General features: G+C 72.4%; 15 protein-coding genes. 9 read left to right on the top strand and 6 right to left on the bottom strand.

Annotated elements, in window-relative coordinates; translation table 11 throughout:
• Positions 1–31: 31 nt before the first annotated feature.
• The 8 genes from ACFW48_RS34675 to ACFW48_RS34640 all read left to right on the top strand — a co-directional run bounded on the left by ACFW48_RS34675 (position 32) and on the right by ACFW48_RS34640 (position 9238).
• Complete coding sequence (locus tag ACFW48_RS34675) at positions 32–838, top strand: HlyD family efflux transporter periplasmic adaptor subunit (protein WP_386322030.1); 807 nt, start codon at positions 32–34, stop codon at positions 836–838.
• Positions 835–3057 (top strand): NHLP family bacteriocin export ABC transporter peptidase/permease/ATPase subunit, encoded by a 2223-nt coding sequence (locus ACFW48_RS34670; protein WP_386322028.1) that lies wholly within the window; start codon positions 835–837, stop codon positions 3055–3057. Before ACFW48_RS34675 ends, ACFW48_RS34670 begins: the two co-directional genes overlap by 4 nt.
• 1 nt (position 3058) lies before the next feature.
• The gene (locus ACFW48_RS34665) at positions 3059–5881 is read left to right on the top strand and encodes an NHLP bacteriocin export ABC transporter permease/ATPase subunit (RefSeq protein ID WP_386322026.1); all 2823 of its coding nucleotides are present in this window, start codon (positions 3059–3061) and stop codon (positions 5879–5881) included.
• A 110-nt stretch (positions 5882–5991) separates the two neighbouring features.
• Entirely contained in the window at positions 5992–7002 is a 1011-nt protein-coding gene (locus ACFW48_RS34660) for a Ppx/GppA family phosphatase (protein ID WP_386322024.1), read from the top strand.
• Positions 7003–7064: 62 nt separating this feature from the next.
• Positions 7065–7244 (top strand): hypothetical protein, encoded by a 180-nt coding sequence (locus ACFW48_RS34655; protein ID WP_386322022.1) that lies wholly within the window; start codon positions 7065–7067, stop codon positions 7242–7244.
• A 58-nt stretch (positions 7245–7302) separates the two neighbouring features.
• Positions 7303–8334: an iron-containing redox enzyme family protein gene (locus ACFW48_RS34650; RefSeq protein ID WP_386322020.1), complete on the top strand. Its 1032-nt coding sequence runs from the start codon at positions 7303–7305 to the stop codon at positions 8332–8334.
• A 30-nt stretch (positions 8335–8364) separates the two neighbouring features.
• Positions 8365–9009: a HemK2/MTQ2 family protein methyltransferase gene (locus tag ACFW48_RS34645; protein WP_386322019.1), complete on the top strand. Its 645-nt coding sequence runs from the start codon at positions 8365–8367 to the stop codon at positions 9007–9009.
• Positions 8990–9238 carry a CDGSH iron-sulfur domain-containing protein gene (locus ACFW48_RS34640; protein ID WP_386322017.1) on the top strand — a complete coding sequence of 83 codons (249 nt, stop codon included), beginning with the start codon at positions 8990–8992 and terminating at the stop codon, positions 9236–9238. Before ACFW48_RS34645 ends, ACFW48_RS34640 begins: the two co-directional genes overlap by 20 nt.
• A gap of 160 nt (positions 9239–9398) precedes the next feature.
• Here ACFW48_RS34640 and ACFW48_RS34635 read toward each other — a convergent pair whose 3' ends face one another.
• On the bottom strand, positions 9399–9833 hold the full coding sequence (locus tag ACFW48_RS34635; protein ID WP_386322015.1) for a protease inhibitor: 435 nt from the start codon (positions 9831–9833) through the stop codon (positions 9399–9401).
• 360 nt (positions 9834–10193) lie between these two features.
• On the opposite strand from ACFW48_RS34635, the gene ACFW48_RS34630 reads away from it, so the two are divergent.
• Positions 10194–11363: a lactate 2-monooxygenase gene (locus ACFW48_RS34630; protein WP_386322013.1), complete on the top strand. Its 1170-nt coding sequence runs from the start codon at positions 10194–10196 to the stop codon at positions 11361–11363.
• 115 nt (positions 11364–11478) lie between these two features.
• Here ACFW48_RS34630 and ACFW48_RS34625 read toward each other — a convergent pair whose 3' ends face one another.
• From ACFW48_RS34625 to ACFW48_RS34605, 5 genes are all read right to left on the bottom strand, one after another.
• The gene (locus ACFW48_RS34625) at positions 11479–13086 is read right to left on the bottom strand and encodes an RICIN domain-containing protein (protein ID WP_386322011.1); all 1608 of its coding nucleotides are present in this window, start codon (positions 13084–13086) and stop codon (positions 11479–11481) included.
• Positions 13087–13584: 498 nt separating this feature from the next.
• Entirely contained in the window at positions 13585–13962 is a 378-nt protein-coding gene (locus ACFW48_RS34620; protein ID WP_375907950.1) for a toxin Doc, read from the bottom strand.
• Between the two features lie 3 nt (positions 13963–13965).
• Positions 13966–14214, bottom strand: a complete 249-nt coding sequence (locus tag ACFW48_RS34615; RefSeq protein WP_345638110.1) for a hypothetical protein — start codon at positions 14212–14214, stop codon at positions 13966–13968.
• Between the two features lie 98 nt (positions 14215–14312).
• Positions 14313–16556 carry a glycoside hydrolase family 9 protein gene (locus tag ACFW48_RS34610; protein ID WP_386322009.1) on the bottom strand — a complete coding sequence of 748 codons (2244 nt, stop codon included), beginning with the start codon at positions 16554–16556 and terminating at the stop codon, positions 14313–14315.
• A gap of 160 nt (positions 16557–16716) precedes the next feature.
• A complete protein-coding gene (locus ACFW48_RS34605; RefSeq protein ID WP_386322007.1) occupies positions 16717–19803 on the bottom strand; it encodes a glycoside hydrolase family 2 TIM barrel-domain containing protein in 3087 nt (1028 codons plus the stop codon).
• Positions 19804–19878: the final 75 nt, after the last annotated feature.

The raw sequence follows: 19878 nt of genomic DNA, 5'->3' as shown, positions 1-19878 counted from the left end.
GCTTCTCCGGAAACTCTGGGATACGTCCGACGTGCAGTTCCGCCAACAGGCCCTCGCAAAACTCCAGTCACCGGAGGAACTCGACCTTCCGGTGCGTTTCGCCCGCCCGCAGGGCTGGCTGGTGCTGTCCGTGACCGTGGTCGCGATGGCCGCCGCGTCGGTGTGGGCGGTGAGCGGCTCGGTGACCTCCACGGTCGGCGCGCCGGCCATCCTCACGCACGGACAGGGCAGCTACCTCCTGCAGAGCCCGGTCTCCGGCCAGGTCACCGCCGTCCTCGCGCGCCAGGGCGAGCGGCTCGCCGCCGACTCCCCCGTGCTGAAGGTGCGTACGGGCGAGGGCGAGACCGTGGTCCGCACGGTCGACGCCGGCCGGGTCAGCGCGCTCGCCGCCACCGTCGGGCAGATCATCCAGACCGGCACGAACATCGCCTCCGTCGAGAAGGTCGCCCACGCCGACGACCCGCTCTACGCCACCGTCTACGTCCCCGCCGAGAAGGCCGCCGCCATCCCCGCGCACGCCTCCGTCGACCTGACCGTCCAGTCGGTGCCGACGCAGCAGTACGGCGTACTGCACGGGGAGGTGAAGTCGGTCGACCGCTCGGTGCAGTCGGCGCAGACCATCTCCGCGTTCCTCGGCGACAGCCAGCTCGGCGAGCAGTTCACCAAGGAGGGCAGGCCGGTGGCCGTGACGGTCCGGCTGGACACCTCGAAGTCCACGGAGAGCGGCTACGAGTGGTCGTCCGCGGACGGACCGCCGTTCGACCTGACCTCCATGACCATGGCCACGGGTTCCATCCGGCTGGCCGACCAGCGTCCCGTCGATTGGCTGCTGCCGTGAGCACCGCACAGGAGACCCGAGGCAGACGCCGCGCCGCCCCGCCGAAGCGCAGGGTGCCCAGGAGCCGGGCGAAGACCGTCCGCACCCCCACCGTCCTCCAGATGGAGGCCGTGGAGTGCGGCGCCGCCTCGCTCGCGATGGTGCTCGGCCACTACGGCAGGCACGTCCCGCTGGAGGAGCTGCGCATCGCCTGCGGTGTCTCCCGGGACGGCTCGCGCGCAAGCAACCTGCTGAAGGCGGCGCGCAGCTACGGCTTCACCGCCAAGGGCATGCAGATGGACCTGGCCGCCCTCGCCGAGGTGACGGCACCGGCCATCCTGTTCTGGGAGTTCAACCACTACGTCGTCTACGACGGCGTGGGGCGCCGCTTCGGCCGTCGCGGGGTGTTCATCAACGATCCCGGCAAGGGCCGCCGCTTCGTGTCCCTGGAGGACTTCGACGGGTCCTTCACCGGGGTCGTGCTGACCATGGAGCCCGGCGAGGGCTTCACCCGGGGCGGCCGCAAGCCGGGCGTGCTGGGCGCGATGCCGGCCCGGCTGCGCGGCACCGCGGGCACGTTGCCCGCCGCCGTGCTGGCGAGCCTGCTGCTGGTGGCGGTGGGCGCGGCGGTGCCCGCGCTCAGCCGCACCTACATCGACATGTTCCTGATCGGGGGGCAGACCTCGCTGCTCGGCGTGCTGTTCGCGTCGATGGCCGCCTGCGTACTGCTCACCATCGTGCTGACCTGGCTCCAGCAGGCGAACCTGCTGCACGGCCGCATCATCTCCTCCACCCTCTCCAGCGCCCGCTTCCTGCGCCACCTGCTGCGGCTGCCGGTGACCTTCTTCTCCCAGCGCAGTCCGGCCGACCTGGTGCAACGCCTCCAGTCCAACGACGCCGTCGCCGAGACGCTGGCCCGCGACCTCGCCGCGGCGGGCGTCGACGCCATCGTGGTGGTCCTGTACGCCGTGCTGCTGTACACGTACGACCCCCAGCTCACCTTCGTCGGCATCGGTGTGGCACTGCTCAACATCCTCGCGATGCGCGTCGTCATCCGGCTGCGCGCGACCCGTACGGCGAAGCTGCGGGCGGACACGGCGCGGCTGACCAACACCGCGTACACCGGCCTCCAGCTGATCGAGACGATGAAGGCGACCGGCGGTGAGGACGGCTACTTCCGCAAGTGGGCGGGGCAGCACGCCACCACCCTGGAGGAGCAGCAGCGGCTCGGCGTGCCGAGCGCCTGGCTGGGCGTGGTCGCGCCGACCCTCGCGACGCTCAACAGCGGGCTGATCCTGTGGATCGGCGGCATGCGGGCGGTCGAGGGACACATCTCGGTCGGCCTGCTGGTCGCGTTCCAGGCGCTGGTGGTCCGCTTCACGGCCCCGCTGACCCGGCTGAACGGCGTCGCGGGCCGCATCCAGGACTTCGCCGCCGACGTGGCCCGGCTGAAGGACGTGGAGAACTTCCGCGCCGACCCGCTCTACGACCGCCCCGGCGGTATCGACTCCACCCGCCGGCTGCACGGCCACGTAGAGCTGCAGAACGTCTCCTTCGGCTACAACCCGCTCGACAAGCCCCTGCTGACCGGCTTCGACCTGATCGTCGGACCGGGGCAGCAGGTGGCCCTGGTCGGCGGCTCGGGCAGCGGAAAGTCCACGGTGTCCCGGCTGATCTCGGGGCTGTACGCCCCGTGGGACGGCGTGATCCGCATCGACGGGCAGCGGCTGGAGGACATCCCGCGCGGGGCTCTCGCGTCCTCCGTCTCCTTCGTCGACCAGGACGTGTTCCTCTTCGAGGGCTCCGTGCGCGACAACGTGGCGCTGTGGGACCCGTCGGTCCCGGACGACGCGGTGGTGGACGCCCTGCGGGACGCCGCGCTGTACGACGTGGTGATGCGCCGCCCGGGCGGCATCCACAGCCGGGTCGAGCAGGACGGGCGGAACTTCTCCGGCGGGCAGCGCCAGCGTCTGGAGATCGCGCGGGCCCTGGTGCGCCGGCCCAGCATCCTCGTCCTCGACGAGGTCACCAGCGCCCTGGACGCGGAGACCGAGCTGGTGGTCATGGACAACCTGCGCCGGCGCGGCTGTGCCTGCGTGGTGATCGCGCACCGGCTCAGCACCGTCCGGGACAGCGACGAGATCGTCGTACTCCAGCACGGCACCGTCGTGGAGCGCGGACGGCACGAGGAACTGGTCGCGCACGGTGGCGCGTACGCGGCGCTGGTCAGGGAGCGGTGAGATGAGAACCGTGCACGAGGGACAGGACGACCTCGTCCTCGGGGCGCTCGGCTCGCTGGGCACCCGCGTCGACTGCGCCGGGTTCAATCGCCTGGACCTGGAGGGTCCGCAGGTGCTGTGGTTGGTGGCGTCCGGCGCGGTCGACCTGTTCGCGGTCGACGCCGAGGAACAGGGCCACTGGCACCACCTGGGGCGCCTGGAGGCGGGCTCGGTGCTGCTCGGGCCGGTCGCCGGGCCCCAGCACACACTGGTCGCGCGTCCGCTGCGGGACTGTGTGGTGCACCGCATCGGGCTGCGCGAGCTGTACCAGCCGGCGAGCACGCAGACGTGGTCCTACGACGAGTACGGCAACCCCCAGTACGTACCGCCGACGACGAGCCCGCTGGAGTACGCCCTCGCCCTGGGCGTGGGCCGCGGCCTGACCGTTCTCTTCCAGGCGCCGATGGCCACCGAACGGGCCGCGGCACCCACCGACGACGACGTGTTCTGGATGCAGGTCCCGCCGGGCAGCGTGCAGTACGGGGCGCTGTACGGCGACGAGGCGGCCGCCGACCTGCTGATGGACCCGGCGCTGTGGCAGAGCATGGTCGATCAGCAGTACCGGCTGCTGACCACGCTGGACCGCTGGATCGAGCAGCTGGAGCGCACCCACGAGACCCGTACGGCGGCCGGTATCAAGGCCGGTGAGGCGGTGCGCGCCCAGGCCGACCGGACGCTGCTGGCCTCCATCGGCAAGCGGTCCGGGCAGCGCACCACGGCCGCCGACGCGGACGCGATGTACGCGGCGTGCAAGCTCGTCGCCCGCGCCGCCGGGATCCCGCTCGCCGAGCCCGCGCGGAACGGCACGGAGAGCGACCGGCTCGACCCCGTGGAGCGGGTCGCCGTCGCCTCGCGCGTACGCACCCGGACCGTACGGCTGGACGGCCGCTGGTGGCGGGACGACGTCGGCCCGCTGATCGGTCACCGCGCCCTGTCCGGAGCGCCGGTGGCGCTGCTGTGGCGGCGCGGCGGCTACGTGGCCGTCCACCCCGCGACCGGCCGCGAGACGCCGGTCGAGAAGGCGAACGCCGAGGAGTTCGAGCCGCGTGCGGTGATGTTCTACCGGCCGCTGCCCGAGCACCGGCTCAGCCCGCTGCGACTGCTGCGGTTCTGTATGCGGGGCACGCGCGGTGATCTGACGGGTCTGCTGCTCGCCGGCCTGGTGACGGTGGGGCTGGGCGCGCTGGTGCCGATCGCGACCGGCAAGGTGCTCGGTGAGTTCGTGCCGAAGGCGCAGACCGGGCTGATCGTGCAGGTCTGTCTCGCGGTGATGCTGAGCAGCGTCGTCGCGGCGGCCTTCATGCTGATGCAGAACCTCACCATCCTGCGGCTGGAGGGGCGTGTGGAGGCGATCCTCCAGCCCGCGGTGTGGGACCGGCTGCTGCGGCTGCCGACGAAGTTCTTCACCGAGCGCTCCACCGGTGAGCTGGCGAGCGCGGCCATGGGCATCAGCGCGATCCGCAGACTGCTGGCGGGCGTCGGTCCGACGGTGGCCCAGTCGGTGACCGTCGGGGCGATGAACCTGGGGCTGCTGTTCTGGTACAGCGTGCCGATGGCGTTCGCGGCGATCGGCATGCTGGTGGTGGTCGCCGCCGTGTTCCTGGGGCTCGGGCTGTGGCAGGTGCGCTGGCAGCGGCGGCTGGTCAAGCTCACCAACAAACTGAACAACCAGGCGTTCCAGACCCTGCGCGGGCTGCCCAAACTGCGGGTCGCGGCGGCCGAGAACTACGCGTACGCGGCGTGGGCGGAACAGTTCGCGCGCAGCCGTGAGCTCCAGCAACAGGCGGGGCGCGTCAAGAACCTGAACGCGGTGCTCGGCGCGGTGTACCTGCCGCTGTGCACGCTGCTCATGTTCATGCTGCTGGCCGGTCCGGCGCGCGGTTCGATGTCGGCGGCCGAGTTCCTCACCTTCAACGCGGCGGTGACGATGCTGCTGACCTCGGTCACCCAGCTGACCGGCGCGTTCGTGTCGGCGGTGGCCGCGCTGCCGCTGTTCGAGGAGATCAGACCGGTGCTGGACGCGACGCCCGAGGTGCGTACGGGGAGCACCCGGCCGGGGCCGCTGTCCGGGGCGATCGAGGCACGGCGGCTGTCGTTCCGGTACACCGACGACGGGCCGCTCGTCCTGGACGACGTGTCCTTCGGGATCCGGCCGGGCGAGTTCGTGGCGGTCGTCGGTCCCAGCGGCTGCGGCAAGTCGACCCTGCTGAGGCTGCTCATCGGCTTCGACCGGCCGCTGTCGGGCAGCGTCCTGTACGACGGCCAGGACCTCGCCGCGCTCGACCAGTCGGCGGTGCGCCGGCAGTGCGGGGTGGTGCTCCAGCACGCGCAGCCCTTCACCGGCTCGATCCTGGACGTCATCTGCGGCACCGAGCCGTACACGCCGGAGGAGGCGATGGCGGCGGCCGAGATGGCGGGGCTCGCGGAGGACATCAAGCGGATGCCGATGGGCCTGCACACGATCGTCTCGGGCAGCGGGGCGGTCTCCGGGGGCCAGCGGCAGCGGCTGATGATCGCGCAGGCGCTGATCCGCCGGCCGCGCGTCCTCTTCTTCGACGAGGCGACCAGCGCCCTGGACAACGAGACGCAGCGCACGGTGATCGAGTCCACCAAGGCCCTCAACGCCACCCGGATCGTCATCGCCCACCGGCTGTCCACGGTGCTGGACGCCGACCGCGTGATCGTGATGGAGGACGGGAAGGTCGCCCAGCAGGGGCCGCCCGCCGAGCTGCTCGCGGACACGGGCGGCCGGCTGCACGAGTTGGTGCGGCGGCAGCTGGCCTGACGGGGCCGGACGGCGGGCGGCTGGACGGGAGGCGGCCCGGACCGTCCGGTTTCCGGCCGTACCGCCCCGGTGACCGTTGGACCGGCGCCAAAATGGGTACCTGCGCCTTCATGCGTATCAGCGTGGTGGATGTGGGGTCGAACACGGTCCGGCTCATGGTGGCGGACGCGGAGGGCGGGGTGCCGCTGCCGGTCCACACCGCGAAGTGGCGGCTGCGGCTGTCCGAGCAGGTCAAGCCGGGCGACCCGGTCCCCGAGGAGGCCGTGGAGCGGCTCGTGGAGGCGGTCGCCGACGCGAACCGGACCGCGGCCCGCTGGGGGGCGGCCGACCCGCTGGCCTTCGCGACCGCCGTGGTACGTGCCGCGCCCAACCGCCGCGAGGTACTGCGCACCGTCCGCGCCCGTACGGGCATCGCCCTGTGCACCCTGCCGGGCGAGGTGGAGGCGGAGCTGACGTTCCTCGGGGCCCGGCGCTGGATGGGATGGCGGGCGGGACCGCTCGCCCTGCTCGACATAGGCGGCGGCTCACTGGAGGTCGCCTTCGGCCGCGGCCGGCTGCCCGACTTCGTGGCCTCACTGCCGCTGGGCGCGGCACGGCTGACCCACGAGTTCCTCGCGGGCGGCGAGGACGCGCCGGAACCGGAGCAGGTCCGGGCGCTGCGCCGCAAGGTCCGCCATACGCTGCGGGACGTCGCGGCGCGGATCCGCTGGGAGGGGCCGCGTACCGCGGTGGCCACCTCGCGGACCTTCCAGCAGCTCGGACGGCTGTGCGGGGCCTCGCCCGGCCGGCACGGCCCCTTCGAGGAGCGGCAGATGCGCTGCTCGGACCTGGGAGAGGCGATCGGTCGGCTGGCCGCCCTGACCGCCGCCGAGCGGGCCCGGCTGCCCGGCATCTCCGCGCCGCGGGCGGCGCAGAGCCTGGCCGGGGCGGTGGTCGGGCACACCGCCATGAAGCTGACCGGACTGGAAACGGTCACGCTCTGTCCCTGGGCGATCCGCGAGGGCGTCCTGCTGCGCCACATCGAGGACGGCCCGTCCTGGTGGGCGGAGGTCACCCGCCGCAACGACGAAGTGGCCGTCCCCGCCCCGATGCCCCTGCGCGTCGCGACCACGTCCGGCTGACCACGCGACCGGGTCCTGCCCGGCCGGGAACGAACGACCAGTGCGAGGAAGAGGAGACCTTCGTGTCCCAGAACGACGACCGCGACCACAAGCAGCCCGAGACGGCCATCGAGGAGGTTCTGCGCGAGATCGAGGAGGCAAGGCCCCGCGACGCGGAGACCGACGAGGGCCCGCGCCGGGGTGAGGCGGGCGACGCCACCTCGCCCAACACCGGGGCCCAGAAGGACGCCGAGGGCGAGTGAGACGGGGGACTCCGCGCGAGCGGGGGTGCCACGGCGGTGTCCGGGTACTCGCGGCGCCATGGAGTACGACCGCGAAGGACCACAGCTGCCGACGGCCCGGGGCCCGCTCTCCGCGGCCGTCGGCGCGTATCTGCTCGAGGCCGGCCCGCTGCCCGGCACGGAGCCCGTCGCCGCCGCGCAGGCGTACGGCGACGACCTCCAGCTCGCCCTGTACCAGTGCTACGAGCTGCATTACCGGGGCTTCGCCGGTGTCTCACCCGGCCTTGAGTGGGACCCGGACCTGCTGCGCACGCGGGCCGCGCTGGAGCACCGCTTCCTGTCCGCGCTGCGCGCCGACACCCGCGTGCACGACAGCGTGGAGGAAGCGGTCGGGGCGCTGCTCGTCGAGCCGGTCGACGGGAAGGGCGTCAGCCACTTCCTGCGGGACGAAGGCGAGTTGTGGCACCTGCGCGAGTACGCGGCCCAGCGCTCCCTGTACCACCTGAAGGAGGCCGACCCGCACGCCTGGGTGCTGCCGCGGCTGTGGGGTCGCGCGAAGGCGGCGATGGCGGCGGTGGAGTTCGACGAGTTCGGCGGTGGCCGGTCCGACCGGGTGCACGCCCGCCTGTTCGCCGACCTGATGACGGACCTGGGCCTGGACACCACGTACGGGCGCCATCTCGACGCGGCCTCCGCCGAGTGCCTGGCCACGGTGAACACGATGTCCCTGTTCGGCCTGCACCGTGCGCTGCGCGGCGCCCTGGTGGGCCATTTCGCGGCGGTCGAGATCACCTCGTCGCCCGGTTCGCGGCGGCTCGCCGAGGCGATGCGCCGCACCGGCGCCGGGCCCGCCGCCGAGCACTTCTACGACGAGCACGTCGAGGCCGACGCGGTGCACGAGCAGATCGTGCGGCACGAGGTGATCGACGGCCTGCTGGAGCAGGAGCCGCACCTCGCGGCGGACGTCGCCTTCGGCATCGACGCCACCGGGTACGTCGAGGACCGCTTCGGTGCCCGGCTGCTCGCCGACTGGCGGGCCGGCCGGTCGTCCCTGCGCACAGCACTGCCCGACCCGCACCGCGAAGCTTCCGGAATCTCCCATATTTCGTGACTGGCGGGGTACGTGGGTTCCGTGAATTTCATGGTGCTACCGGGCGTCTATGCCCCTCAGGAGGACACCGCCCTGCTGGCCGGGGCGCTGTCCGACGAGTCGCTCCCCCCGGGCGCGGCCGTACTCGACGTGGGGACCGGCACGGGTGCCCTGGCCCTGGCGGCGGCACGGCGGGGCGCGCGGGTGACCGCGGTGGACCTGTCGTGGCGCGCGGTGTGGGCGGCCCGGGTGAACGCCGCGCGGGCCGGACTGCGGATCCGCGTCCGGCACGGCAACCTCTTCACGCCCGTACGCGGTGAGCCGTTCGACCTGGTGCTGGCCAATCCGCCGTACGTACCGGCGCCGGGCGGCAGCCGTCGGCCGCGGGGTGCGGCGCGGGCCTGGGACGCGGGCCACGACGGGCGGCTGGTCCTGGACCGGATCTGCCGGGAGGTGCCCGCCCTGCTGCGTCCGGGCGGTGTGCTGCTGCTGGTGCAGTCGGCGCTCAGCGACCCCGGGCGGACCGTCGGGCTGCTGCGCGAGGCGGGTCTGAAGGCCGCGGTGACCCGACGGCAGCGGATCGCGTTCGGGCCCGTGGTGCGCGGCCGGGAGCGCTGGCTGCGGCAGCGCGGGCTGCTGTCCCTGGCCGAGAACGAGGAGGAGCTGGTGGTCGTCCGTGCCGAACTCCCCGTCTGACGCCCCTCGCCCGTCCGGCATCCCGCGCCGGGTCAAGGTCCAGCGCCGGGGGCCGCTGCTGGTGGAAGGTCCCGTGGAGGTGGAGCTGGAGGACGGGACGACGGTCTCGTCCGACCGCTTCCGGGTCGCGCTGTGCACCTGTCGCCGTAGTCGGCGCTTCCCCTGGTGCGACACCAGCCACCGCGCCAGGTCGTCCGGGACGGGTGACGGGCCGGCCCCGGAGGGCTGACGGTTCTCGCCCTGTCTGTCCCCTGGTTCCGGGGAGAACGGCGGACGGCCCCACTCCGTCCGCCGCCCCCGGTGCGGGACCGCTGGATCCGTACGTCGGCGCTCGCACTCCCCAGTAGCGAGCCGCCGGTCACGCCGCACGGGCCGGGCGGTCCCGGTCCTCAGAACGTGAAGAAGCTCGCGCTGCCCGCGTTCTTCACGCACTCGTTGGCGAAGGTGCGCTCGTAGGAGACGTGCCGGCCCTGCCAGACCCCGTCGACGGTGACGACCACGGGGGCGTACTCCCGGGTGCACAGCACGCCGTCGTCCGCGGCCAGGGCGTCGAAGTCGCCGCCCGCGCCGCGCAGTTCCGCGCAGGCCGATTCCGCGGCGGGGTGAGTCCCGGAGGCTTCCGGGGCACAGGTCAGGGTGACCGCGCGTACCGGTGCGGCGGTGGCAGCGCTCTCTCCGTGCCCCACGGTCAGCACGAGGGCCGAGGGGGCGTAGAGCGACGCGGGGGCGGTGGCCGGGGAGGCGAGGGAGGCCCCGGCGAGGGGCCCGCAGACGGCGGTGGCCGTCAGGCCCAGAGTCGCTGCCCAGCGCGCGGTGTTCCGCATTGTGTGCATCCTTCCGCTCGGTATGAGGGTGTCGCCGGCCCGGCTCGGTCGGTGCCGGAACGGCGAGCGCGAGTCTGCCGAGTCCGCCGCCGAAACTCATCTCGACCCCATGGGTTTCGGTAACCTTGCGTATTGAATCAGTGGCGTGAAGTCACGGAGTTCGAACGTTCCAAGTCCGGAACGGGGCCGGTCTTGATCGGTTCTTGAGGCATGAACTGGCCGAATGGCGTGATCCGCGCCTTCGCCAATAGGCCTGAAACACCCCTGAAACAGGCCCGTTCCCCCTGACGGTCGACCTCGGCATACTCACCGGTACGGTGCTGACGGCGCGAGCTCGACGACGAGAGGCGGTACCTGGGGATGGCGAAGCACTGGGCGGACTTCCAGTACGAGATCTATCTCAACGGGATGACGGGTGCCGTGCCGCGGCTGCCCACGGACCTGACCCGGCTGGAGGAGCTCACCGAGCGACGCCTCGGCCCCGGTCCCGTCGGGTACGTCGCGGGCAGCGCGGGTGACGGCAGCACCGCGCGCGCCAACCGGACGGCCCTCGACCGGCGCCGGATCGTCCCGCGCATGCTGCGGGACGTGCACGAACGCGATCTCTCGGTCGAGGTGCTGGGCCGCCCCCTGCCCGCTCCGCTGGCGCTGGCACCGGTCGGCGTCCTGTCGATCATGCATCCGGAGGCGGAGCCGGCCGCCGCCCGGGCCGCCGCCGCGCAGGGCGTGCCGTACATCCTGTCCTCGGCGTCGAGCACGTCCATGGAGCAGGTCGCCGATGCGATGGGCGACGCCGAGCGCTGGTTCCAGCTGTACTGGCCGAAGGACCGCGAGGTGGCCCGCAGCTTCCTGGACCGGGCGAAGGCGGCCGGATACAGCGCGCTGTTCGTCACGCTGGACACGCCTCTGCTGTCCTGGCGCCCGCGCGATCTCGACCAGGCGTATCTGCCGTTCCTGCACGGGGTGGGCACCGCCAACTACTTCTCCGACCCGGCGTTCCGGGCAGGGCTGGCGAAGCCCGTGCACGAGGACCCGAACGCGGCCGTGCTGCACTTCGTCGGGATGTTCTCCGATCCCGCCAAGTCCTGGCCGGACCTGGCGTTCCTGCGGGAGAACTGGGACGGCCCGATCGTCCTCAAGGGCGTCCTGCACCCGGACGACGCCCAGCTCGCCGCCGACGCGGGGATGGACGGCGTGGTGGTGTCCAATCACGGCGGCCGTCAGGTGGCGGGCTCCGTCGCGGCGGCCGATGCCCTGCCGCGCGTGGTGGAGGCGGTCGGCGACCGGCTCACCGTGCTGTTCGACAGCGGCGTCCGCACCGGTGACGACGTCTTCAAGGCGCTCGCGCTCGGCGCGCGAGCGGTGCTCCTCGGCCGCCCCTACGTCTACGGTCTGGGTCTCGACGGACAGGCGGGCGTCGAGCATGTGATCCGCTGCCTGCTCGCCGAACTCGACCTCACCCTGGCCCTGTCCGGGCACGCTTCTCCGGCCACGCCCGGCCCCGCCGACCTCGTCGAGGGTCCCGCCTGACCCGCCGGGGGGCCGTCGTGGCTGGTCGCGCCCACGCGGTGGTGGGCGCGAACCCCGTACGGCCCCGCGCCCCTTGGGAGCGCCGTCCAACGCACCGGACGTCGCCGGGCCCGCCTCAGCCGCCCGGCAGCTCCACGCGCCGGGCGTCCGGGGTGCCGGTACCGGCGATCGACAGGGAACCCTCCGCAGTCGGTACCGGGTCGGTCCGCCAGCGCTGGCCGTCGGAGCCGTCGTGGACCTTGACGACTACGTCGGCGTCCGGGGCACCCGTGGTGGCGGCGAGGGCGAGCTGCTTCTGCCGACGCGGCACCAACTCCCCCTGCCCGGTCAGGTCGTAGCGCACGTCGTCGCCTCGCGCGGTGCCCTCGTCGGCGCAGGTACCGAGGACGACGACTCCGGCGTCCGCCTGCGAGTCCAGACACAGCCCCGGGTCGGCGACGCTGCGCAGCAGCCCGTCGTCCTCGTAGGTCCACTGCTGGGTCCACGCCTCGGAGCACCTCGCCAGCCGGGCCCCCGCGCCGGCCTTCGGCTCGCCCCGGACGTCGAGGCACAGGTCCGCGGCGATGTTGCGCAGCCGCGTCCGGTCCGCCGCCGTGGGCAGCCCGGCCGCGCCGGGCGGTTTCGGGCGGCTGGTCCCGGACGTGTCGCCGTCCTCGCCGACGGCGCTGGTGGAGGCGGCCGGATCGGCGCCACCGCCGTCGTACGACCACACGCTCACCACGAGCACGATCGCCAGCACTCCGGCCGAGGCGGCGCCGAACTGCCTGAGCACCGACCGGCCGGAACGCGACCTGCCGGGCACCCCGCGCGCGGGCACGGGGATCCGGGCCAGTAGCCCGGGGCGTCCGCCGCGGTGCCGCGCGGCACCCTTGGCGAGCGCGCCCAGCGTCGCGCGCCCCGGTCGGGAGTCGAGATAGCGCCGGGCACCCCAGCCGAGCACCGCTTCGGCGATCAGCGTCCCCAATGCGCGCTCGAAGTGGCTGAGTTGGTCGGCCGCGTGTCGGCAGTGGCGGCAGTCCGCCAGATGTTTCCGGACGTCCGGCAGCAGGGCGCCGCCCCGGCGGATGGGGACGTCGAGGAGACGGCTGTGGAAGCGGCAGTCCTGGGTCGGCGCGAGTTGCCGATGTGCGTGCAGACAACCCTCGCGGAATTTCTCACGCGCCTGTTCGAGTGTGGCCGACGCGGTGTCGGTATCCATGCCGAGCAGACCGGCCGGGACGCTTATGGGCTCGCCCTCGACCTCCGTGTGCCACAGCAAACAACGGGCCGGTCCGGGAAGGGAAGCGAATGCACGTGCGGCAAGCGTTCGGTTTTCCGGAGTCAGCGACTTCGCCGCCCGCATACCACGTCCGCCCGCGGGTTTGAGCAGTTGCGGAAGAACGCCGGATATCCCGTCGTCGGCGGACCACTGCCGGACCGTGTCCCGTACGGCCACCAGCAGTCGCGGACGCAGGGCCGCGGCGGGCTCGCCCTCGGCGAGCCGGTCCAGGACCCGGTGCCAGGCGGCGGCGGTGACCATCGCGGTTGCCTGGGCCGACGTGGCGAGGCAGATGGTCGCGTAGTCGTGGGCGGGCTGCCAGTGGCGTGCCATCAGCAGCGCGGCGGTCCGGGTCGCATCGCTCTCGGGGCCGTCCCTGAGCCGCGCGGCCAGCAGCTCGTCGGACTCCCCGGGGTCCCCGCCGGAGGGCGGGTACGCGGGTCGAGGGGGGTGGGGGGTGGGCACTGAGATGTTTCCTTCCCACGCGCAGGTGACTCAGAAGTTCTGATCGCCGAAAAGGGACCCCGGATTGGTGTATACCTTTTGGGCGCGGTGTGGGGAGCGTGAATTCGCCACGGCGAAATCGGACCTGGCTCATCAAGACGCGTGCGAGACCCGGCCTTTACCCCCCGCACGGGTGCTTCACTCTCGCACAAACCACTCATGGTCAACAAGGCGACCGGGCAACACGAGTCCCCCTTTGAAAGAAGGTCAGATTCCGCGGCAACTCATGCGGCCTGCACCTGCTTTCGGCTTTCTTCACGCGCCCCGTGTGAAACACGTGCACACGCCGGTGCGCCGCGCACGCTCCCGGCGCACGCCCCGGCGTAGCGGACTGGTGGCGGCCCTTCTCGGAAGGCCCCGCGCGGGACGGCGGCTCTCCTGCGCGAGCGGGCCGCCGGCCCCGTTCCTCCCGTCCTCGGTCGGTGGCCCCGAGAAGGGGCCGCGCCGACCGGCCGGGCTTCAGATCTGCCAGGAACGCAGCCGGTCGGCCGCGCCGTAGACGTCGGCCCCGCCGGACATCAGGTCACGCGCGAGGTCGACCAGGGCGCCGTAGGGCGGGTCGATGCCGACGCCACTGGCGAACATGTACGCGACGGCGGTCGCGCAGGCGAAGCGGGCGTTGGCCGAGGGCAGGGGCTTGAGCACGGCGAGCGTGTGCAGCAGGGCGGCGGCACGCCAGGCCGGGTCGGAGTCCACCCCGAGGCGGGGCGGGTCGACGCGGTGCCGGGCGACGGCGGCGACCAACGCGGAGAAGTCGTTGATGGTGGGCTGCTCCGGCAGCACTTCCTCATGGCGCTGGAGCAGCCAGGGCACGTCGATGTGCAGGACCGGCGCCATGGATCAGGCGGCCCGCCCCTCGCCCCTGACGGACGGTGGTTCGTCGTCCGGAAAGGCGGCCGCGAACTCGTCGGCGTGGGCCGAGAAGAACCGGCGGAACGCCTCCGCGCCCTCCTGCAGCGCCCGGTGCCGGGCTATGTCGGCGGCGGCGGCCTCCCGCACGAGCGCCTTCATCGACGTACCGCGTTCCTTGGCGATCTGCCGAAGATCCTCTAGCTCGCGGTCGCTGAACTCCACGTTCAGAGCTGGCATGCCTCCCACGGTACCGCGCGGGTACTGACCCGTAAATATCCGCAGGTCAGATCAGCTTTACGACGGTACCGCGGGAGGCGGGCGGGGCGGTGGTGCGGTCAGCTCTGGTCCGCCACGAAGGAGGCCATCCGGGCCAGTGCGGCGTTCCAGTTGATGGTGTGCTCGTTGGTCGACCAGGACTGGATGTCGTCGATGAAGCAGAACTGGGCGACGCAGCCCTGGAGTTTGCTCTGTGCGTAGGGGTCCTGGATGTTCGAGTTCGGCCCGCCGGACAGGGTGCCGTCGGGCGGGGCCGGCAGCGCCGGGTCGAGCTGCTTGGCGTACCAGCGGCTGTGCTGGTTGTGGGCGTTGACCTCGCCGTAGCCGGTGACGTACGACATGTTCAGCGCGTTGCGGCCCAGGATGTAGTCCATGCTCTGGAGGGCGCCGTCACGGTACTTCGAGCCGCCGGTGATGTCGTAGGCGGTGGCGAGGACGACCGCGTTGTTGAGGATCTGGTGGCTGGAGCCCCAGTCGTAGACGTTGCCCTCGGGGGCGTAGGGCATCCCGTAGGGGTGGGCCTTGAGCGTGGCCAGGTACCGGTCGGCGCCCTGGACGACGGAGCGGCGCACCTGGTCCCGGCCGGGGAGCCTGCTGGGCACGGTCGCCAGGTCCAGCCGGGCCGCCGCCGCGGTGCGGGCCCAGTCGAAGCCGAGCGGGCCGAAGATGTCGGCGGTGTGGACCGGGGAGTTCAGCACGTACTCCTTGAAGTCCCGCTCCCCCGTGGTCAGGTACAGCTCGGCCGCCGCCCAGTAGAACTCGTCCTCGACCTGGCCGTCCGGGTAGGCCCCGCCGCCGATGCCGTCGCTCTCGTCGGCGAGCACGTCCGGGTGGGCCAGCGCCGCCGCCCAGGCCTGGCGGGCCGCGTCGAGCGCCGTCGCGGCGAACTCCCGGTCGTAGGGGCGGTAGAGGCGGGCCGCCTGGGCCGCCGTCGCCGCCAGGTTGAGGGTGGCCGCGGTGGTCGGCGGGTGCAGTTCGCGCTTCTGCGGGTCGTCGCTGGGCAGCAGCGGCAGCCCGGTCCACGCCTCGTCGTGGATCTTGTGGTGGGCCATGCCGGCCAGCGGCTGCCCGTCCGGCACCTGCATCTTCAGCAGGAAGTCCAGCTCCCAGCGGACCTCGTCGAGGATGTCCGGCACCTTGTTCCCGCTCTCCGGGATACCGAGGGTGCCGTCGCCGAGCTTCGACGGCTCCCCGGTACGGGCGTGCAGCGAGCGCTCGTAGGTGCTGAGCAGCTCCCAGGTGGAGATGCCGCCGTTGACGACGTACTTGCCGTGGTCGCCGGCGTCGTACCAGCCGCCGGAGACGTCGAGCGTGTAGTCGCAGACGCCGGGTTGGCAGGGCACCTCGGTGTCGCCCTGGTTGGGCGCCACGCCCACGTGTCCGGCGGGGCGGGCGTAGCCCGGGCGCAGGTCGCCGCTGATGGGGGTGCCGCTGCGCTGGGTGTAGTAGTACTTCGCGGAGTCGGTGCGCAGCCGTTCGTAGGCGGCCGTGCCGATGTCGAAGGGGCGGCTGGTCTCACCGTCCGCGACCAGGGTGTAGCCCTCGCCGCGCTCCTTGAAGCGGCCGAAGTCGATCGAGTGGACGTTCTGCCCGGAGGAGGCGTCCACGCCGCGCGGCACGCTCCAGCCGTGGCTGACGGCCCGCCCGCGGTCGTCCTTCAGCTGCCAGCGCAGGGGCGAGGTGGCGTCGGTGACGACGGTGGCGTTCTTCGGGCCGGACGGCAGGTAGCCGACCTGGTTGACCCGGACCCGCGGTCCCGTGTCGGGCACGTACGGCTCGGGTGCCACGCCGCCCAGCAGGGACACGTCGTCGACGCAGAACCGCCAGGGGTCGGGGGTGCCGCCGAGCTGGAAGCCGACCTGGCCCTGCGTGGTGTCGACGGGTGCGGTGAAGGTGTACGAGTAGGTGTTGCCGGAGACGCTCAGCTGCGGGCTGACCTCGTGGTAGGTGTCGTACGGGGACACCGACAGACCCACGATCGCCCGGACCACGTGGTCGGCGGGCGTGCCGGTCGCGGTGAAGGAGAACCTGTACGACTCCCCCGCGACGAGGGTGATGCCGTTCTGGCCGACGGCCGCGTCCCAGCGGTTGGCGGTGCCGCCGGGGGCGTCGGCGCACAGCCGGCCGTCGGACACGTCAGCGGTGACGTTGTCGCTCGTCCACCAGGACTCGGTGCCGTTGTCGAAGGTGCCGTTCTTGACCTGCTCGGTCTCCTCGGCGCCGGCCGGGGCGGCGGGCAGCGCGGTGACGGCCGCCGCCAGCAGCGCGGTCAGGGAGACGAGCGCGGTTCTGCGTTTTCTCACGTCTGGGCTCCTCGGGGGAGGTGCGGATGGCGCTCACGTCGAGGGAGGCGTCAATAATGGGAGCGCTCCCAAAAGCGGTCGCAGCCATGCTTGTGGCAGACATGACACCCCGTCAACGGTCCGGACGGGACTGGTTCCCGTCCGGACCCCGCGCGACGGCTCAGACGACGGGCGCCTCCAGGCGGCTGATGCGGATCGCGCCCTTCGGCTCACCGGGGTGGCGGCTGGTCAGCGTGAGGCGGACCCGGGAGCCGCGCACCGGCTCGAAGGTGATGAGGGTCGGCGCGTCGGACGCGGCGGCCCAGTCGGTCCGCGCCCCCTTGGCCGCTCGCCAGGCACGGCCGTCCCAGACGGCGACCTCGACCGTGGCGGGCAGGCTGTGGGTGGCGCCGACGGTGAAGGAGACCTCGATCCGGTCGTAGGCGCGCCGGCGGCCGTGGTCGACCGAGACCCAGTCCTCGGCGCGGGCCCCGTCGAAGGCGGGCAGCAGTGCGGTGGCCGCCTTGTGGAAGCCGTTGGACCAGCCGGTCGCCGGGTCGCCGTCGAGCATGGCGGCGGGGAGCGTGTCGGGGCGGCCGGAGTAACTCGCGTCCGCGTGCGGGAGGTCCAGGGGCGCCGGGTGTTCGGGCCGGAACTCCGCGGCCGGTGTGGTGGCGCGGGACTCGGCGCGGCGGGCGCGCACGGTCGCCGTGTCCGTACGCAGCCCGTCCGCGCGGGCCGTCACCCGCACCGTGCCCGGCCGGGTGCCGGACCGCACGATGGCGAGGGCCTTGCCGTGGAAGGCGGTTCGGGTACTGGCCTGATAGCGCTCGGCGCTCTCCTGACGGCCGTTGTCCAGTCCGGCCAGGGAGCCGCCCGCGACGTCGAAGGAGAGCAGGTGCTCGGCGCCGGGCACCACCACCCCGCGCCGGTCGACCACCTCGGCCGTCACGAAGACCAGGGAGCGGCCGTCCGCGGCGACACTCTCGCGGTCCGGGGTGAGGCGTACGGCGTGCGGCGCCCCCGCGGTGCGCAGGACGTCGGTGGCGACCGCCCTGCCGGCCCGCCGGGCGACGGCCTTCAGCTCGCCCGCTTCGAAGGCCACCTTCCAGGTCAGGTGGAGCTTGCCCGCGCTGCCGTTCGGGCTGGTGTAACTGCCGGGGTAGGGGCCCTCGGTGAAGGTCTTGTCGTCACCGGTGGCCTCGGTGGTCTCCAGGTACGTCCGGCCGTCGACGGTCTTCTTCGTGTCGAAGGTGCGGGTGCCGAGGGACCTGCCGTTCAGGAACAGCTCGACGGTTTCGACATTGGCGTACGCCCAGACCTCGACCGTGTCGCCCTCGCGGTGGTTCCAGGTCGTCGGCAGCAGGTGGACCATCGGCTTGTCCGTCCACTGGCTCCGGAACAGGTGGTACATGTCCTTCGGGAAGCCGGCGGTGTCGACCGCGCCGAAGAACGAGGCCTTCACCGGGAAGACGTCGTACGGCGTCGGCTCGCCGATGTAGTCGATGCCGGACCACAGGAACTGGCCGGCGAACCACTTCCGGTCCCGGTCCTTCTTGTGGCCGTACTCGCCGCTCATGGTCCATGAGGCGAGGTTGTTGTCGTAGGACGAGGTGGCCCGCTTCCCGGGCGTCTGGTTCTCGCCGGTGTTGAGGTGCTCCGGCTCCTGGTAGGTGCCGCGCGTGGAGGTCTCGGACGACGACTCGGACTCGAAGAGGAAGAGGTGCGGGTAGGCCGCGTGCAGGTCGTCCACCGACTTGGCGGTGTTGTAGTTGAGGCCGAGTCCGTCCAGCTTGGCCAGCATCAGGTCGGCCGCGGAGCCCTTGGCGGGCATCCTGCGGTACTTGTCGGAGCCGATGACCAGCGGGCGGGTGTCGTCGGCGGCCCGGATGGCGTCGATGACCCGGTCGGCCATGGCGAGTCCGGCGGTGGAGGTGGAGTCGGGGACCTCGTTGCCGATGGACCACATCACCACGGCGGGCGAGTTGCGGGCCGCCAGCACCATCTCGGTGGCGTCCTTCTCGCACCACTCGTCGAAGAACCGGCCGTAGTCGTAGCGGTTCTTGCCGGTGCGCCAGCAGTCGAAGGCCTCCACCAGCATGATGATGCCCATCTCCGCGCAGACCTCGACCATCTCGGGCGCGGGCGGGTTGTGGGAGGTGCGGAAGGCGTTGACGCCCATCGACTTCATGATGGTCATCTGGCGGCGGATCGCGTCGATGCTCACGGCGGCGCCGAGTGCGCCGAGGTCGTGGTGCAGGTCGACGCCCTTGATCTTGGCGTACCCGCCGTTGAGGTGGAAGCCCTCCTCGGGGTCGACGTGGAAGGTGCGGATACCGAACGGGGTGCGGTAGGTGTCGACGGTCCGGCCGCCGACGCGCAGTTCGGTGTGCAGGGTGTAGCGGTGCGGGGTCGCGAAGTCCCACATCCGGGGGCGGACGACCGTGAGTTCATGGGTTTCGCTCGCCTCTTCGGCGACGCGGGCCGTGGAGGCGGAGCGGGCCACGGTGCGTCCGTCCGCGTCCTTGACCGCCGACCTGATCTCGACCTCGCGCGCGGTGCCCGACGCGTTCACGACGGACGTCTCCACCCGGACTACGGCGCGCTCCTCGCTCACCTGCGGTGTGGTGACGTACGTGCCCCAGCGCCGTACGTGCACCGGTTCGGTGACGACGAGGCGAACCTCGCGGTAGATGCCACTGCCGGAGTACCAGCGGCTGCTCGGCAACTGGTTGCGCACCTGGACCGCGAGGACGTTCTCGGTGCGGCCGTCGGTGTGCGCCAGGTCGGTGAGATCGAGGGCGAAACCGGTGTAGCCGTAGGGATGGCGGCCGGCCTCCCGGCCGTTGCAGTGGACGCGGGAGTCCATGTAGACGCCGTCGAACTCGACCGAGATCCGCTTGCCGGCGAGGGCGGGCGGCAGGGTGAAGGCGAGGCGGTACCAGCCGAGGCCGCCCGGCAGGAAGCCGGTGCCGCTGGTGGTGCCGTGCTCGGTGGTGGGCGTCTGTTCGATGCTCCAGTCGTGCGGGACGGCGACCTCGCGCCACGCCGAATCGTCGTACGCGGGGTCCGCGGCGCCGGTGGAGTCGTCGGCGGAACCGTCGGGGTCGACCAGCAGGAAGCGCCAGCCGTCGCGCAAGGGGATGGTGCCGCGGCCCGCGCCGCTCTCCGTGGCGTCCGCGGCCCACGCCGACGGGGCGCCCGCCGCCGCCCCGGCCGCCGGGGCGGCGGCGGAGGCGATCAGAACCGATCTGCGCGTGACCGTCATGGCGGGTCTCCTTCTTCAAGCTCATCAGGGCTCAGAAGTACTCACAACTGATCGCGAACAAACAGATTCTGACGT

Source organism: Streptomyces sp. NPDC058812, assembly GCF_042744565.1.
GTDB lineage: Bacteria > Actinomycetota > Actinomycetes > Streptomycetales > Streptomycetaceae > Streptomyces > Streptomyces thinghirensis.
The sequence above is the reverse complement of the archived record's forward strand: the minus strand, read 5'-3'. Positions and strand labels throughout refer to the sequence as shown.

Coding starts and splice junctions, on each gene's coding strand:
- ACFW48_RS34665 (WP_386322026.1), top strand. CDS start 3,059: ATGAGAACCGTGCACGAGGGACAGGACGACCTCGTCCTCGGGGCGCTC.
- ACFW48_RS34660 (WP_386322024.1), top strand. CDS start 5,992: ATGCGTATCAGCGTGGTGGATGTGGGGTCGAACACGGTCCGGCTCATG.
- ACFW48_RS34650 (WP_386322020.1), top strand. CDS start 7,303: ATGGAGTACGACCGCGAAGGACCACAGCTGCCGACGGCCCGGGGCCCG.
- ACFW48_RS34645 (WP_386322019.1), top strand. CDS start 8,365: ATGGTGCTACCGGGCGTCTATGCCCCTCAGGAGGACACCGCCCTGCTG.
- ACFW48_RS34635 (WP_386322015.1), bottom strand. CDS start 9,833: ATGCGGAACACCGCGCGCTGGGCAGCGACTCTGGGCCTGACGGCCACC.
- ACFW48_RS34630 (WP_386322013.1), top strand. CDS start 10,194: ATGGCGAAGCACTGGGCGGACTTCCAGTACGAGATCTATCTCAACGGG.
- ACFW48_RS34620 (WP_375907950.1), bottom strand. CDS start 13,962: ATGGCGCCGGTCCTGCACATCGACGTGCCCTGGCTGCTCCAGCGCCAT.
- ACFW48_RS34615 (WP_345638110.1), bottom strand. CDS start 14,214: ATGCCAGCTCTGAACGTGGAGTTCAGCGACCGCGAGCTAGAGGATCTT.
- ACFW48_RS34605 (WP_386322007.1), bottom strand. CDS start 19,803: ATGACGGTCACGCGCAGATCGGTTCTGATCGCCTCCGCCGCCGCCCCG.